The sequence below is a fragment of the Halomicronema hongdechloris C2206 genome (assembly GCF_002075285.3).
GTDB lineage: Bacteria > Cyanobacteriota > Cyanobacteriia > Phormidesmidales > Phormidesmidaceae > Halomicronema_B > Halomicronema_B hongdechloris.
This window is the reverse complement of record NZ_CP021983.2, coordinates 4,518,200-4,533,012: the sequence shown is the minus strand read 5'-3', so window position 1 is coordinate 4,533,012 and position 14,813 is coordinate 4,518,200. Positions and strand designations below refer to the sequence as shown.

The window sequence follows — 14,813 nt, the reverse complement described above, 5'->3', positions numbered from 1 at the left end:
AATTTGACATCCAGAGCTGGGGGATAGGGAGTGGGGAGGCAAAATATATAGATTTAGGCATGGCACAACCGCTCATCACGATAGACTATATCGGTCTTCTGTGAGGGCTTACTATTCACTTCTGCGATCTTGGCCTATGAATGCGGATGAACTGCTGAAACGTTATGCAGCAGGAGAGAGAGACTTTCGTGCTGCTCAATTGGCAAAGGTGAATTTAGCCAATTGCGATCTAAGCGAAGCTAATCTGAGGCGGGCTAACTTGCGCCAAGCTAATTTGCGAGGTGCCATTTTGACTGGCGTTAACTTGCGGGAAGCTGCGCTCACGGAAGCGAATCTAAACCAGGCTCACTTGGTATTAGCTAATTTGATCGGAGCCGATCTCACCGATGCCACCATGCTCGAGGCCAATCTCACCGATGCTGGCATGCGCAGTGTCATCCTCACCCGGGCAAATCTGAGCCACTCGGTGTTGGAAGAAGCCAACTTGAATGAAGCCAACTTCGATAGGGCTGTCCTGCAACTAGCCAATCTCACCAATGCCAGTCTGACGCGGGCCAAAATGCTGAGCGCCGATCTCAGTCAGGCCAAGTTAGATGGTGCGAATCTCACCAGCGCCATCATGAATGGCGCTATCTTATCGGGGGCAAGCCTAACGAATGTCTCCCTAAGCGGCGCTAGCTTAGAGGGGGCTGACTTACGCCAGGCCGATCTAAGCCGAGCTCGGATGAATGGGGCAAGCTTGGTGAATGTCAGCCTCATCGCCGCGAATCTGCGGGGGGCTAATTTAAATTGGTGCTCGCTGCGGGGGGCTAATTTGCACGGAGCCACGCTCTATCGCACCAAGCTGTTTTGGTCGAACCTGAGTGGGGCGGATTTGTCCGAAGCTGTCATGATCAATGCCAAGCTTGATTACACGAATTTAAGGCATGCTGACCTAACCGGCGCTATTCTGCCAGATGGTCTGACCCATGAGTAGTCGCCTGTAACCAAGGCTGAGGCTGCAGGGATGGTAAGGGCACAACTGTCAGCGCCGGTGGGCTGGTGCGCAGATAGGCAATCATCTGCTGTTGAAGCTGCTGCAGGCGACGGTGCATATCAATGGCTTCTAGGTGCAAAAATGACACCAGATAGCCTGGCATGCGATCGCGTTTGATCCAAGCTTGTTGGTTGAGATTGAGCCAGCGGGTTAGGCTCTCTGGAAGCGATTGGCTTAACCGCAGGCTCAGCTCTGGGGTTGAAAAGCTCTGGGCATACTCGGGGGTGAGGAAAATGGTGTATTGCTCAGCCAATTCTCCTTGTTGCATCACAAAGCTAAGGCTGAGCCCCTGCAAAAATTGTCGTAGGCGGGCGGTGGTTTCCCCTCTCAACTCAGGCATGAAGGGAATTTCCTGTAATTCTGGGTTGATATTGTCCGGATCGCCAACGCTCAGATGGGTGCCTCCGACTACCGTGACGAGATACTTAGGGCCAGTCAACTGGTGAAAGGGCCGTAACTGCTGATCGATGATGGGAGTGACGCTGTCTTGGGTGCCGGCCAGGAGTAGTACCGGAACCTTGATTTGACTTAAGCCTTGAGCGCTAAACAAGTCGCCAGTTAAGGGGTTCATGGCCATGACTTGGGTGATGCGCTCATCTCTCAAGGAGGGAGGCTGCAAAGCTAGATTGGCGGCAGCACACTGGAGCCAGGCGGCTGGGGAAAGGCCAATGGGGTCTAAATCGGCGCAGCTACGGCGTAGCGATCGCACATCCAACGGGGCCCCAGCCAGAGCCAACCCCGTATAGCCTCCCAGGGAGTGACCAATCAGAGTGACCTGGTCTGTGTTCAAGCGATCGCGCAAGGCAAAGGACGAGTCATTCAGCTGGGCCAGGCGATCTAGCACGAAGCTGATGTCCCGCGGGCGCTCTAGAAACTCATCGGCCGGCAGAATCCGGCTGGGTTCTCGACCGGCTCGTAGGTCGAGGGGAATGTCGGCCAGGGCCGCCACATTGCTGCCGGGATGTTCCACCGACACCACCGTGAGACCGTGGGAAGCTAGGTGGCGAGCCAAATAGGCTAGAAAATAGCGATCGGCCCCAAAGCCGTGGGACATGACCACCAACGGTCCCTGGGTTTGGCGGCTCCAATAGATATCAATAGGGATGCGACGATCTCGGCTGCGATCGTTGAGCCGTAGTTCCCAAACCCTGATCTCCTCTGGGCCTGGTTGCGTGGGATCCACTAGATGAAGCGATTCGTCTAGTGGGGTCGATACGGCCAACTCTTGCTCTAAGACTCGCCCTAGGGCCTCTCCCTCTAGACGGGAAAAGTTGAGTTGGGAAATGAGGCCGATCAGGGCAGTTCCATTAACCTGTAAGGTATCTTGGGGAATTGCTCGTAAGATGCCTAGCAGACTCAGTCCCGGGGTTTGCAGGGCAGCCAATTGGATCGCCGCCTTGAGCTCCTGCACCGAGAGATTAGGGGCCACCGCCGCCAGGGTATCGAGTAAGTGTTGACCGTTGGAGGACTGCAAGACATCATCTAAGATGCGATCGCTCACCTCCGGGTCTAGGGCCACATGACTGTTGAGCATTTCTCTGGTTTGATCCGTCAGCAGGGGCTCAAACACCCGTAATCTGGGGGGAATCTGTCCCGTTGCGGCGAACTCCTCTAAATCCTCGATTTTAACGGTATGGCGCAGCGGACCGACGCGAAACTCAATCTGCTCTGCAGCTAGAGCAGGCCCAGCCAAGATCCCCTGCCCACAAACCACCAGGGCAACTAGCCCAGAACGCAGGACAGAATAAAGGCGGCTAGACGATAAACGAAGCAGCTGGACAGTCATGGGTTAGCGGCAATCAAGGGAATGGAATGACTAGGATTTTTCTCTCAGCCTATGACAGGGGCCTGTGACCAGGGAAAAGTCACTATCAGACGAGGTAAGCAACTCCCTCTTAATCTAAACGACGGATCTTGCCCTTGAGAGGGTCCACAGCATCAAGTTTTTTTGCACGTGCCAGAATTTCAGGCCAGAATTTCAGGTGAGTCATGCCCAAAACGATTGTCGGTATCATGGGACCAGGGGATGGCGCAACGGCCATTGAGATGGAAACAGCCTATGCTCTAGGCCAACAAATTGCCCACCAGGGTTGGGTGGTGCTTACTGGAGGACGCAATGTAGGCGTCATGGATGCCGCCAGCCGAGGGGCTAAATCGGCAGGTGGGCTAACCATAGGCATTTTGCCCACAGCCAACGCCAGCCAGCAATCAAGTGCCATTGATATTGCTATCCTGAGCGATTTAGGCAACGCCCGCAATAATCTCAATGTGCTCTCCAGCCATGTAGTCGTCGCCTGCGGCTTAGGCGTCGGCACTACCTCAGAAATTGCCCTGGCCATTAAGGCCCATCGACCGGTGGTGATGCTCCAGAGTAGTGCTAATAGCTACCGTTTCTTTCAGCGGCTTACTTCCCAAACCATTGGCTGGGCTACCACGGTTGATCAGGCTGTGGAGCAGATTCGAGCTCGGCTATACGAGCCCAGTTAGATCGGCAGTAAGACAGCATTGATACCTGGGGAACAGCCCTTCTCAGTAAAAGGGAGCAAGCGAATATTAGAAAACTTCTCTATGCTAAGGACCAATGACCGTCCTCGACAGACAGACCGCTAGGAAATGTACTATGGCTAACTCTGATCCATCGTCCAAAGATGACTTTCTCTACCCTCGCAGTCAGTACCGAGGAGACTTCACGCCTCAGAATTTAACCTTCAATGCCAACCTCCAGGAATTTGCCCAGCGGGTTTCCTATATCTGCAATCTGGAGACAGCGGGGAAAATGCCCCCCCACGATGCTTACAAGGAAATTAAACAGCTGTGGAAACAGTTGAAAGATTCTAAGAAGAACCTACTGGACATGCCATCGCCTCCAGAGGATAAGGGCGGAGAGTAGCTTTAGGAGAGATAACGATTGACAATCTCGACAATACGCTGGGCGGCGTGGCCATCGCCGAAGGGATTGATCGCTTGGGCCATGGTCTCATAGGCCTCTGGATTGCCCAGCAGTTCTGAGGCAGCGGCGACGATGGACTGAGCCTCGGTACCCACCAGGCGGGCCGTTCCCGCTTCCATGGCCTCAGGTCGCTCTGTAGTCTGCCGCAACACTAATACCGGCTTCCCCAAGCCAGGGGCTTCTTCCTGCAAGCCACCAGAATCGGTAAGCAGCAAATAACACCGCTGTAGGGCTCCCACCAGTTCCCCATAGTCTAGGGGCTCACTCAAAAATACTCGGGGATGAGAGCCTAACTGAGCCTGCAGCGGCTCCCGCACCACGGGATTACGGTGTAGCGGCAGTAGCAGAGCCGTATCTGGGAACTTATCGAGTAGGCTTAAAAAGCCCTGGATAATTCCCTGTAAGGGCTGACCCCAGTTTTCCCGCCGGTGCACCGTGGCTAGTACCACTCGATGGGCTGACCAATCCAGACCAGGGATCGGGCATTGAGGCTGGCGGACCGCCACCGTCAGTAGGGCATCGATGACGGTATTGCCGGTGTGGTGGATTTGGCCGACGACGCCGGAGCGCTGTAGATGCTTCACCGCTGTCTGGGTGGGGGCAAAATGGAGTTGGGTAAGCTGAGAAATCAGGCGGCGGTTGGCTTCTTCCGGATAGGGATTGAACAGATCATCGGTGCGTAACCCCGCTTCCACATGCCCTACGGGAATCTTGCGGTAAAACGCCGCCAGGGCAGCAGCAAAGGCGGTGGAGGTATCTCCCTGCACCAGGACTAGATCTGGCTGGAGCCGTTGGAAACAGGTTTCCAACCCCTGCAAACTGCGACAGGTAATCTCGGTCAAGGTCTGCTGCGGCTGCATGATAGCCAGGTCTTCATTGGCGGTGAGATCAAACAGGGCCATTACCTGATCTACCATCTCGCGATGCTGGCCAGTCAGAATCACCCGAGTGTCGTACTGAGGATCTCGCTGAAAGGCTTGAATCACCGGGGCCAACTTGATCGCCTCTGGACGGGTGCCCAGGGTAATGCAAACACGACGGGGAGAATCAGCCATATAGCAAACGGTAGACAGCAGCAGGATGCATCACAGTGTCTTGGCGCAGCCCATGTCAGGGATGGGGCATGAGCCTAACTATCGCGTCATCTGCAGTAGTCAGCAAGTTGCAATAGTAGGTCAGCCCAGATGAGCGAGGGGCTGGCACAACTCCCTATCATGGCATGGTTTTTTCGTATCTCTCAGCTCTCTCAGAGGAGCTGGTTCTAGGCTGGCACAATGATCTGAGTGGACATTTATGCCTCTGCCCATGGTTTATACCCTGACGTTGACCCCTGAGACGCTGCACACCCTTGATCTCAGTCCAGCCACTGCAGTGCTGGAGCCGTTGATAGCGGCGGGCAATCTGCCAAAGCAGGACCTTAATCTGCGATTCGAAGTAGAGTATCCTCGCGAGCCCACGGATCCGAGAGAGTTGTCGGAAATCCCGGCGGTGCGTCTCTGGTTCATTCGCTTAGACAGTCTCTATCCCTGGTTACCCTTTGTGCTGGATTGGGAAGCCGGCGAGCTCGGCCGCTACACAGCCATGCTGGTGCCCCACCAATTCAGCCCCACCGATGGCATTCGCTACAATCCAGAGGCCTTAGAAATCTTCGTGATGCATAAGATCTTTGTGATCACGCGTTGGCTACAGCAACAGGGGCAAGTGAATGTGACCCGGGTAAAATTTATGACTCAGATGTTGGGCTATGACATCGAAGAAGGGCTATTTGACTTGTTGCAGCAATCTGCCTAGGGCATCTGCCAGATGACCTGCACGGGGTCCCCGAGACGGACCCGAAATCGTTCCCAGGCACTGCTACCGTTGACGGCAATTTCCAGCCAGCCATGGCTGCCGATGAAGGCGGCTGGTTCGCCAGGGGGAACCTCGCCATAGGTCTGGGTCTGGGGTAACGTAGCTTGGTTGAATTGCACCTGCCACGGTTTTTGGGCAACGGCTGCCGCCGGGATGGTGGTGATTAGGTTACCGAAATGATCGATGTATTGAATGGTGCCTTGCAGTCCCCCATTGATGGGGGCTAGTGGTGGCGGCTCTAGGCTGATTAGGGTCTGAGGATCGATGGGGCGACCCAGGTAGTCTAAGGGAACGCCGTTGGCCAAGTGAGCGGCAGCGGGGGCGAAGATGTCACGACCGTGGAAGGTGGTGCTGGGGTTTAGGCTCCGCCAGTAATCGCGGTTACTGAGTTCGACCGCTGCGATGGTCGTTGGCGAAGCCGCCCCAGAGTGGCTAGACCGGCCCTTGAGGGCCATCGCGTCTTCCTGTTGCAGCACACCACTGAAGCCGCCGTTATCGGGACCCACCAAAAAGCCGCGGGGAGTCTGGATGGCGATGGCTCGCCGCTGCGTGCCCACCCCCGGATCCACCACCATTAGGTGCACGGTGCCATCGGGAAAGTAGGGATAGGCGGTTGCCAGATTGAAGCGGGCGGCGGTGACGGCCTGGGGGGGAATGGCATGGGTGAGGTCAATGGTAGGAGCCCCAGGACAGATCTGGGCGATCACGCCTTTCATGACGCCGACATAGACATCGCGGTCGCCGAAGTCGGTGAGTAGGGTAATCAGGGCAGCCATAGCCAATTAACGAGTCTGCAGTAAGGGTCGTTTCTACTGTACTTAGTAACCCTACTCGAGAACAGGCCCCAAGGGACGATACAATACAGGGCGATTGCCTGCTGGTAGTGGTCGGTTGCCGAGACTGAGGCTAGCAACGAGCAACTCTGAATGAGTGCACCGAGGGAGGGCTGACCCATTGCAACGGCTGCTGCGCCTTGCCCGTTGGATTGACGCTGTTAACACTCGTATTGGTCGCATCACCTATTGGCTGGTGCTCTTGATGGTGGGGGTCGGGGCCTGGAATGTGCTGGGCCGCTATTTGGGCTATTTCGTCGGCCGCAACCTCAGCTCCAATGCCCTGATCGAAGTGCAGTGGTATCTTTTCGACCTGGTATTTCTATTGGGGGCGGCCTATACCCTACGCCACAATGACCATGTGCGGGTGGATGTGCTGCAGGCTCGCTGGAGCACCCGCCGCAAGGTGATCGCTGATCTGGTGGGGACGCTGCTGTTCCTGTTGCCCTTTTGTGTCATGGTGATCTGGGTGTCCTGGGATGCGATCGCAACCTCCTGGGCCATCCGCGAGACGTCTCCCGATCCGGGAGGACTGCCCCGCTACCCGATCAAAGCCATGATTCTAGTCAGCTTTGGCCTGTTGATTTTGCAGGGCCTCTCGGAGGCCATCAAGCAGGTAGCCTTCCTGCGAGGGCAGCACAGCCCGGAGGGCGAGCCATGACCTTTGCCTACGAATGGCTGGGTCCCACCATGTTTGCTGGGGCGTTAGTGCTGCTGTCCATCGGCTATCCGGTGGCCTTCTCCCTGGGGGGGGTGGCCATCCTGTTTGCGCTGATCGGCATGGGTCTAGGGGTGTTTGACCCGGTCTTCTTGACCGCCATGCCCCAGCGCATCTTCGGCATCATGAACAACTTCACCCTGCTGGCCATTCCCTACTTCATCTTCATGGGCGCCACCCTGGAGAAATCGGGCATCGCCGAAGCCCTGCTGGAAACCATGGGCCAGGTGTTTAGCCGGGTGCGGGGGGGCTTGGCCCTAGCAGTGGTGGTGGTGGGGGCGCTGCTGGCGGCCACGACTGGGGTTGTCGCCGCCACCGTAGTCACCATGGGCCTGATTTCCCTGCCCACCATGTTGCGCTATGGCTACAACAAATCCCTGGCTGCCGGGGTAATCACCGCCTCCGGCACCCTGGGCCAGATCATTCCTCCCAGCATCGTGTTGGTGGTGCTGGCGGACCAGTTGGGCATTTCCGTCGGCGACCTGTTCCTGGGCTCTATTGTGCCCGGCCTGCTGATGGCGTTGGCCTTCGCCCTGAATGTGTTGATCACCGCCTGGGTGCGGCCCGATATGGCACCGCCGCTGCCGTCGGAGCTACTCACCGTGAAAGGTTGGGCCCTGGCCCTGAAGGTGCTGCGGGTGATGGTGCCCCCCTTGATTCTGATTTTGCTGGTCTTGGGCAGCATCTTCTTCGGCGTGGCTACCCCCACCGAGGCCGGGGCCTTGGGAGCGGTAGGGGCCTTGGTCTTGGCAGCCTGTAACCGGCAACTCAGTCGGGCCACCCTGAGGCATGTCTGCGATAGCACCCTGCGTACCACCACCATGGTCATGTTTATTCTGCTGGGCTCGACGGCCTTTAGCCTGGTATTTCGCGGCCTCCACGGGGATCAGTTCATCTTCGACAGTTTTGCCAATCTCCCTGGTGGCAGCCTCAGTTTCTTGCTGGTGAGTATGCTCACCATCTTCGTGCTGGGCTTCTTCATCGATTTCTTTGAGATCGCCTTCATCGTGGTGCCCCTGTTTGCCCCCATCGCCCAGCAGCTGGGCATGGACCTGGTCTGGTACGGGGTGATTATCGGCGCCAATCTGCAGTCGTCGTTTCTGACGCCGCCCTTTGGTTTTGCCCTGTTCTACCTGCGCGGGGTGGCCCCAGCCGCCTTGACCACGGGCCACATCTATCGGGGGGCCATTTCCTTTATCTTGCTGCAGCTGCTGGTGCTGGTACTGATTATTGCCTTCCCGGTGCTGGTGAATGGACTGCCGGCTCTCAGCCGCTAGGCGCTGCAGTCCCGTAGCGTTGGGCCAAAGCCTGGCGGGCCTGTTCCCGATCGTCGAAGTGGATCTTCTCGGTGCCGAGGATCTGGTAGTCTTCATGGCCCTTACCGGCGATCAAAATGCCGTCCCCCGGCTGCGCCATGTGAATGGCTTGATGGATAGCGGCTTTGCGATCGCACACCACCTGCTCCGCCGCCAACGGCTCTGGAATCCCGGCCAAAATATCCTGCAGGATGGCCTCAGGGTCTTCGGTGCGAGGATTGTCAGAGGTGACCACCACCACATCGGCCAGGTCATAGGCAATGCGACCCATCTGGGGCCGCTTGCGGCGATCGCGATCGCCGCCGCAGCCAAACACACAGATCAATCGCCCCGGCACAAAGGGTCGGGCTGCCTGTAGGGAATTCTGCAGGCTGTCGGGGGTGTGGGCATAATCGACAATGACGCTGATATCCTGCTGCAGCTGCAGCTGCACTCGTTCCATGCGGCCCGGTACCCTCGGGAAATGCTGGAGACTGTCCACCACCGTGGCTAGGGGCACCCCCAGATGCAACACCGCCCCCACCGCTGCCAATAGATTTTCCAGGTTGAACTGTCCCACCAAGGGCGAGGTGAAAGGCAGGGTCCCTAAGGGAGTGCGCAGCGTCCCAGTCACGCCGGTGGCGTGATACTGCAGGTCATGGGCGGATAGGTCGGCCTGGTCATCGGCCACGGCATAGCGCCACACCTGGGCCGGGTCTAGCCGCGCTAGCAACCGCTGTCCGTAGGGATCGCGGCCATTGACGATGGCCCGTCCCCGCAGATAGTCAGGGCTAAAGAGGCGGGCCTTGGCGTTGAAATAATCGTCCAGGTCCCGGTGGAAATCCAGATGGTCTTGGCTCAGGTTGGTGAAGACCGCCACGTCGAAGGGGCAGCCCCAGACCCGATGCTGGGCCAGGGCGTGGGAGCTCACCTCCAGCACTCCATGGCGACAGCCGGCTTGGCGTGCCGCGGCCAGATCGGCCTGTAGATCGATGGCAAAGGGCGTCGTATGTAGGGCCGTCCGTTGATAGCCAGGCCAGCGGGTGTAGAGGGTGCCCAGTAGAGCCGTGGGCAAGGTGGCCTGCTGCAGCAAAAACTCGATCAGATGGGTGGTGGTGGTCTTGCCGTTGGTGCCGGTGACCCCGGCTAATGTCATCGCCTCAGCCGGATAATCGTAGAAGGCCGTTGCCACTTCGGCACAGGCAATGGCCATGTCCGCCAGGGTTACCAGACAGGGGGATTCCGTCTCGCTAGGGGGCCGTCGCTCTAGGGCTTGGGGCGATATCAGGGCAGCAATGGCTCCCGATGCGATCGCAGAGGGCCAAAACTCGCCCCCATCTACCCGGGTTCCCGGCAAGCCCACGAACACATCCCCTGGTTGACAAGCATGGGAATTGGCACACAGCCCCTTAACCTCTGCCTCTAGCGCCGAGGCTGTCGCTGGCACCGTCACTATCAACTCATCAGGAATCCGAGACAGCAATTCACGCACGTTCATGTCAGCGACTCCTCACATTAGCGATTGCGATTATTCTGCCCTACCTGCTGCCCCCGCCGTCTGTAGCAATCGCTCCAACTGGGACACCGGCGCCCGGGGTGACAGCCGTGGCAGTACCACTTCTTGCATGCCGTTTGCCGTTTCAATCTGGCGACACAGCACCGGGATTGTGTACTGATAGGCCTCAAACCACTCTGGCCGGGTAGTAATATCCCGCACCTCCAAGTCAATTTCTATCTGTCGCACCGCTGCCAGCTTCTCCTGCAGCCCCTCACAGAGATGGCAACCCGGTTTGCTGTAAAGGATCAGCCGCATGCCAACATCCTCAGTGTCCAGTGACCATCAACGCCCCAGATTGTAGCCCACGGAATGGGGGTTTCGTTTCTCGGCCCCGTGGTGGGTCCTGTTCTTGCCACCCATTGCTTACCCAGTTTCAGCAGCACGACCCACCCTTCACCCTTCACCCCCACCCTTCACCCTTCACCCTTCACCCCCACTCTTCACTCCCCACTCTTCACTCCCACTCTTCACTCTTCACTCCTCCCTCTTCCCTCCACCCCCCCCATCCCTTGAGCCAATAAATACCCGTATCCCGACCGGAATATGCGTGATTATGTCATACTGGCACTGGATACGTTCTGTAACACTCTCTGCTTGAAGCTGCTCGCAGCGACGACTGTCCTATGGTTCAATGCATTTCGGCAACTCCCACAACTACCTGCCAACTCGACCTGGCCTGGGCCAATCGCCACTTTGCCCAGGCTACTCCTCAAGAAATTCTGGCCTGGTGCCGACAGCACTGGACCGACGGCCTGATTCAAACCAATTCCTTCAGCTTGCCGGTCATTCCCCACATGCTGTATCACGAGGTACGCCCCCAGCCTCCAATTCCGGTAGTGTTTCTAGATACCCTGCACCACTTCCCCGAAACCCTCGATACCATGGCCCGGGCCACCGCTGCCTATGATCTGGATTTGCGTGTCTACCGCCCCCAAGCTGCCCATAGTCGGGACAGGTTTGCCGCTCGTTACGGAGATCGGCTCTGGCAAGAGGATGTGGACTGGTTTCACTACGTGACCAAGGTGGAACCCCTGAAACGGGCCCTGAAAGAATTACGGGTCCAGGCTTGGATCACCGGTCGACGGCGCGATCAATCCCAATCCCGCCGCTCCTTACCCATCTTCGAGCAGGATCCCCAGGGGCGCATCAAGATCAATCCCCTAGCCCATTGGACCCGCAAGCAGGTGTGGACCTATATCGTTCAGCAGCAAGTGATCTATAATCCGCTGCATGACCAGGGCTACACCAGCATTGGCGACGAACCATTAACCACCCCCGTTACCCAAGGCGAAGAGGAACGGGCCGGGCGCTGGCGCGGCAGCAGTAAGACCGAGTGCGGCATTCATGGGTAAGCCTCCCCCATAAACTTTTGTAACGGCATAATAGAACTATAGGGATTCACTCCCAATGCCGTACTGAATTGACTACGATGGTGACTTATTCTCCAGTAACTGCTCCTGACACCGCCGTCATAGCTCCCCACCAGCGGTCCCTGCCTGCTGGTGGTCCAGACCCAGATCGTTTCGACTGGGCCGAAGCCTGGCATCCGGTCCACTATGTGGAAGATCTGGATAAAACCCGCCCCAATCGCTTCACCCTGCTAGAGCGAGATCTGGTGATCTGGTGGGATCCCCAGGAGCAGACCTGGCGCGTCTTCGAGGATAGTTGCCCCCATCGTCTGGCGCCTCTGTCGGAAGGTCGCATCAACGAGGCCGGTCAGCTGGAATGCCCTTACCACGGCTGGAGTTTTTCTGGCAGCGGGGCTTGCCAGCAAATTCCCCAACAGTTTCCAGAGCAGCAAGGTCACCAGTCTCCCCGGGCTTGTGCCACCTCCTTACCAACGGCCGTGCGTCAGGGCCTGTTATTTGTCTATCCAGGAGATATCGCCAGGGCTGCCCAGGTGCCGGTGCCTGTCATCGACCCTTTAGAAGACGACTCTGAAGGCTGGGTGGTTCTGAACACCTTTCGAGATTTGCCCTACGATGCCCTCACCCTACTGGAAAACGTCCTAGACTCCAGCCACATTCCCTACACCCACCACGAGACCGTGGGTAAGCGCGAGAATGCTGCCCCCATGGCCATGGAGGTACTTGCTTCTGACCGCCAGGGCTTTCGCGGCCTCTGGCCCGAGGGACCGCGCCAAGGAAAGCTCGGTACCCAGCACACTCGCTTCATTGCCCCAGGGCTGATGTACCATGACTTGACTTCCCAGCAGTTTGGCCGCACCCTCACCGTGGTCTATGCCGTCCCCATTCGTAAGGGAGAGTGCCGACTGCTTGCCCGCTTTCCTTTTAAGTTTTCTACCCGGTTACCCAAGCTCTTCATCGGTCTCACTCCCCGTTGGTATACCCATGTCGGCAACAACCGGGTACTAGAAGACGATCAGATTTTCCTGCATCTTCAGGAGCGGGCTCTGGCCCAGGCTGGTTCCCAGCCCTATGCCCAGGCCTGTTATCTGCCCACCCAAGCAGATCGCTATGTGCTGCAATTCCGCCAGTGGGTCAGCGAGTTTGCCGCCGATCCCTTTCCCGGGGCCTCCCTAGCTCCAGAATGGTCTCAAGAAGCCCTAATGGATCGATACCATTCCCACACTAAACATTGCCACAGCTGCCGCTCTGCCTTGCAGCGAATTCAGCAGGTACGGCGCGGTGCCGTGGTCGTTAGCGCCACTACCTGGTCTGCCATTCCTCTGGTGGTGGCACTGGCTGGTTCCCTGTCTTTGGGGCTGGGCGTTTTGCTGACCGCCATCCCCTTGGCCGCTGCTGGGATCTGGTGGTACCTAGGCACCCTAGAGCATAAACTCCATCGAGGCCAACCCATCCCTCCCCGCAATCAACCCGCCTAGGAGGCCATAGTGGAAGTTGACCGATATTTCGCTCTCTAGCTCCTGGCCTTACGGCTTACTGCATAATGGTAGCCATTGTCACAATATGCTAGGGCGGTATAGGGTTGACAACCCCATCAACTTGGACAAGCTTGACCACTTGTTCTTCTAGATAGGCCTGAGCCAGCTGCAAACCCCAACTGCAAATCATTGAAGGCGCAGTCGGCCACTACTAGCTACTTCAACCTGGGGGTGATTAGTCCAATCGGAGAACCGGCCCAATCGTTCAGTCAGCTGCCCGGCTTGGGCTTGGCCACTGCAAAACAGCCAGACCATCGCCAAAAACGATAGCCACATGACGTGACGGCGGTGTTTGCAGAGCCAATGGTTCATGGGCAAGGTTGTCCTTCCGGTGTCTCTAGCGACAAATCAGTAGCCCAGCTTTTCCTGTGCCGCTTAGACGCTAAAAGCTCGGGTAATACGCGCCATGGCTTCATTAACCTGTTCCCGGCTATTGAAGGCAGATAGGCGGAAGTAGCCCTCTCCAGCGGCGCCAAATCCAGACCCAGGGGTGCCCACTACGTTACAGGTGTGCAGTAGCTTATCGAAAAAGTCCCAACTGGAAAGTCCCTTGGGCGTTTTAACCCAGACATAGGGCGCATTGACTCCGCCATAGACGCCAATGCCTGCTGCCGTGAGTTGCGCCCGGATGATGCCAGCATTGTCTAGATAAAACCTGACTAACTCTTTGACCTGAGCTTGCCCAGCTTCGGAGTACACCGCCTCTGCCCCTCGTTGCACGATGTAGGACACGCCATTGAACTTGGTGGACTGACGACGATTCCAGAGAGGATGCAGGGGTACATCAGAACCGTCAGCGGCCTTACCCTTGAGGGACTTGGGCACTACCGTAAAGGCGCAGCGGGTGCCGGTGAAGCCGGCGTTCTTGGAGAAGGAGCGAAACTCAATGGCACAGTCCCGGGCCCCCTCAATTTCATAGATGGAATGGGGGATAGCAGGATCGGCGATGAAGGCTTCATAGGCGGCATCAAACAGCAAGATGGAGCCATGTTGGCGGGCATAGTCAACCCAAGCCTGCAAATGCTCCTTGCTGGCCACGGCTCCGGTGGGATTGTTGGGAAAACAGAGGTAGATCAGATCAACCGGCTGACGGGGAATCTCAGCGGTGAAGCGATTCTCGGCGTTGATGGGTAAATATACCAAACCTTGGTATTCGCCATTATCCTTAGCGGGGCCAGTGTGACCAGCCATGACATTGGTGTCGACATAGACGGGATAAACCGGATCGGTGACGGCGATGGTGTTATTTTTGCCGAAGATGTCGAGGATGTTGCCACAGTCGCACTTAGAGCCATCCGAGATAAAGATCTCGCTGGCCTCGACCTGGCACCCACGGGCCTGAAAGTCATGGGCGACGATTTTTTCTCGCAACCAGCCATAGCCCTGTTCCGGCCCATAGCCTTTGAAGGTAGCCCGGTCTCCCATGTCTTCTACCGCTTTAATCATGGCCTGGCAGCAAGCTTGGGGTAAGGGCTCGGTGACATCGCCGATGCCAAGTTTGATGATGTCGGCATCGGGATTGGCCTCGACGAAGGTATTCACCCGACGGGCAATCTCGGGGAACAGGTAGCCAGCTTTGAGTTTCAGATAATTGTCGTTGATGGTCGCCATAATGCTGCGGCAGGAGATGAGACATGCTTGATCCAGATTACAGTGCCAACGGGGAG

15 protein-coding genes are annotated in these 14,813 nt (G+C 57.3%); 8 read left to right on the top strand and 7 right to left on the bottom strand.

Annotation, left to right across the window (positions count from 1 at the left end; translation table 11 throughout):
• Positions 1-136 precede the first annotated feature (136 nt).
• On the top strand, positions 137-976 hold the full coding sequence (locus XM38_RS20575; RefSeq protein WP_080805874.1) for a pentapeptide repeat-containing protein: 840 nt from the start codon (positions 137-139) through the stop codon (positions 974-976).
• On the opposite strand, the gene XM38_RS20570 is transcribed toward XM38_RS20575, so the two are convergent.
• Entirely contained in the window at positions 945-2,822 is a 1,878-nt protein-coding gene (locus XM38_RS20570; RefSeq protein ID WP_080805872.1) for an alpha/beta hydrolase, read from the bottom strand. The two genes, XM38_RS20575 and XM38_RS20570, sit on opposite strands and share 32 nt — an antisense overlap.
• A gap of 203 nt (positions 2,823-3,025) precedes the next feature.
• Here XM38_RS20570 and XM38_RS20565 point away from each other — a divergent pair, with 203 nt between their 5' ends.
• Both XM38_RS20565 and XM38_RS20560 read left to right on the top strand, forming a co-directional pair.
• Complete coding sequence (locus XM38_RS20565; protein ID WP_080805870.1) at positions 3,026-3,523, top strand: SLOG cluster 4 domain-containing protein; 498 nt, start codon at positions 3,026-3,028, stop codon at positions 3,521-3,523.
• 133 nt (positions 3,524-3,656) lie between these two features.
• Entirely contained in the window at positions 3,657-3,926 is a 270-nt protein-coding gene (locus tag XM38_RS20560) for a DUF7219 family protein (RefSeq protein ID WP_080805868.1), read from the top strand.
• Positions 3,927-3,928: 2 nt separating this feature from the next.
• Here XM38_RS20560 and wecB read toward each other — a convergent pair whose 3' ends face one another.
• Positions 3,929-5,041 (bottom strand): non-hydrolyzing UDP-N-acetylglucosamine 2-epimerase, encoded by a 1,113-nt coding sequence (gene wecB / locus XM38_RS20555; protein WP_080805866.1) that lies wholly within the window; start codon positions 5,039-5,041, stop codon positions 3,929-3,931.
• Between the two features lie 250 nt (positions 5,042-5,291).
• Between wecB and XM38_RS20550 the strand changes: the two genes are divergently transcribed.
• Complete coding sequence (locus XM38_RS20550; protein WP_080806083.1) at positions 5,292-5,777, top strand: CRR6 family NdhI maturation factor; 486 nt, start codon at positions 5,292-5,294, stop codon at positions 5,775-5,777.
• On the opposite strand, the gene XM38_RS20545 is transcribed toward XM38_RS20550, so the two are convergent.
• The gene (locus XM38_RS20545; RefSeq protein ID WP_080805864.1) at positions 5,774-6,613 is read right to left on the bottom strand and encodes an SAM hydrolase/SAM-dependent halogenase family protein; all 840 of its coding nucleotides are present in this window, start codon (positions 6,611-6,613) and stop codon (positions 5,774-5,776) included. The genes XM38_RS20550 and XM38_RS20545 overlap by 4 nt on opposite strands.
• A 178-nt stretch (positions 6,614-6,791) precedes the next feature.
• On the opposite strand from XM38_RS20545, the gene XM38_RS20540 reads away from it, so the two are divergent.
• Together XM38_RS20540 and XM38_RS20535 are read left to right on the top strand one after the other, a co-directional pair.
• A complete protein-coding gene (locus XM38_RS20540) occupies positions 6,792-7,331 on the top strand; it encodes a TRAP transporter small permease subunit (RefSeq protein ID WP_080805863.1) in 540 nt (179 codons plus the stop codon).
• On the top strand, positions 7,328-8,665 hold the full coding sequence (locus XM38_RS20535; RefSeq protein WP_080805861.1) for a TRAP transporter large permease: 1,338 nt from the start codon (positions 7,328-7,330) through the stop codon (positions 8,663-8,665). Before XM38_RS20540 ends, XM38_RS20535 begins: the two co-directional genes overlap by 4 nt.
• Here XM38_RS20535 and XM38_RS20530 read toward each other — a convergent pair.
• Positions 8,655-10,181: a UDP-N-acetylmuramoyl-L-alanyl-D-glutamate--2,6-diaminopimelate ligase gene (locus tag XM38_RS20530; RefSeq protein WP_088430906.1), complete on the bottom strand. Its 1,527-nt coding sequence runs from the start codon at positions 10,179-10,181 to the stop codon at positions 8,655-8,657. The two genes, XM38_RS20535 and XM38_RS20530, sit on opposite strands and share 11 nt — an antisense overlap.
• A gap of 30 nt (positions 10,182-10,211) precedes the next feature.
• Positions 10,212-10,496, bottom strand: coding sequence for a glutaredoxin family protein (locus tag XM38_RS20525; RefSeq protein ID WP_088430904.1), 285 nt, complete (start codon positions 10,494-10,496; stop codon positions 10,212-10,214).
• A gap of 368 nt (positions 10,497-10,864) precedes the next feature.
• Here XM38_RS20525 and cysH point away from each other — a divergent pair, with 368 nt between their 5' ends.
• A complete protein-coding gene (cysH, locus tag XM38_RS20520) occupies positions 10,865-11,593 on the top strand; it encodes a phosphoadenosine phosphosulfate reductase (RefSeq protein ID WP_080811226.1) in 729 nt (242 codons plus the stop codon).
• A gap of 77 nt (positions 11,594-11,670) precedes the next feature.
• Complete coding sequence (locus XM38_RS20515) at positions 11,671-13,086, top strand: aromatic ring-hydroxylating dioxygenase subunit alpha (protein WP_080811228.1); 1,416 nt, start codon at positions 11,671-11,673, stop codon at positions 13,084-13,086.
• A 186-nt stretch (positions 13,087-13,272) separates the two neighbouring features.
• Here the strand turns inward: XM38_RS20515 and XM38_RS20510 are convergent, their stop codons facing one another.
• Positions 13,273-13,464, bottom strand: coding sequence for a hypothetical protein (locus tag XM38_RS20510; protein ID WP_137455193.1), 192 nt, complete (start codon positions 13,462-13,464; stop codon positions 13,273-13,275).
• Between the two features lie 57 nt (positions 13,465-13,521).
• On the bottom strand, positions 13,522-14,757 hold the full coding sequence (locus tag XM38_RS20505; protein WP_088430902.1) for an LL-diaminopimelate aminotransferase: 1,236 nt from the start codon (positions 14,755-14,757) through the stop codon (positions 13,522-13,524).
• Positions 14,758-14,813 lie beyond the last annotated feature (56 nt).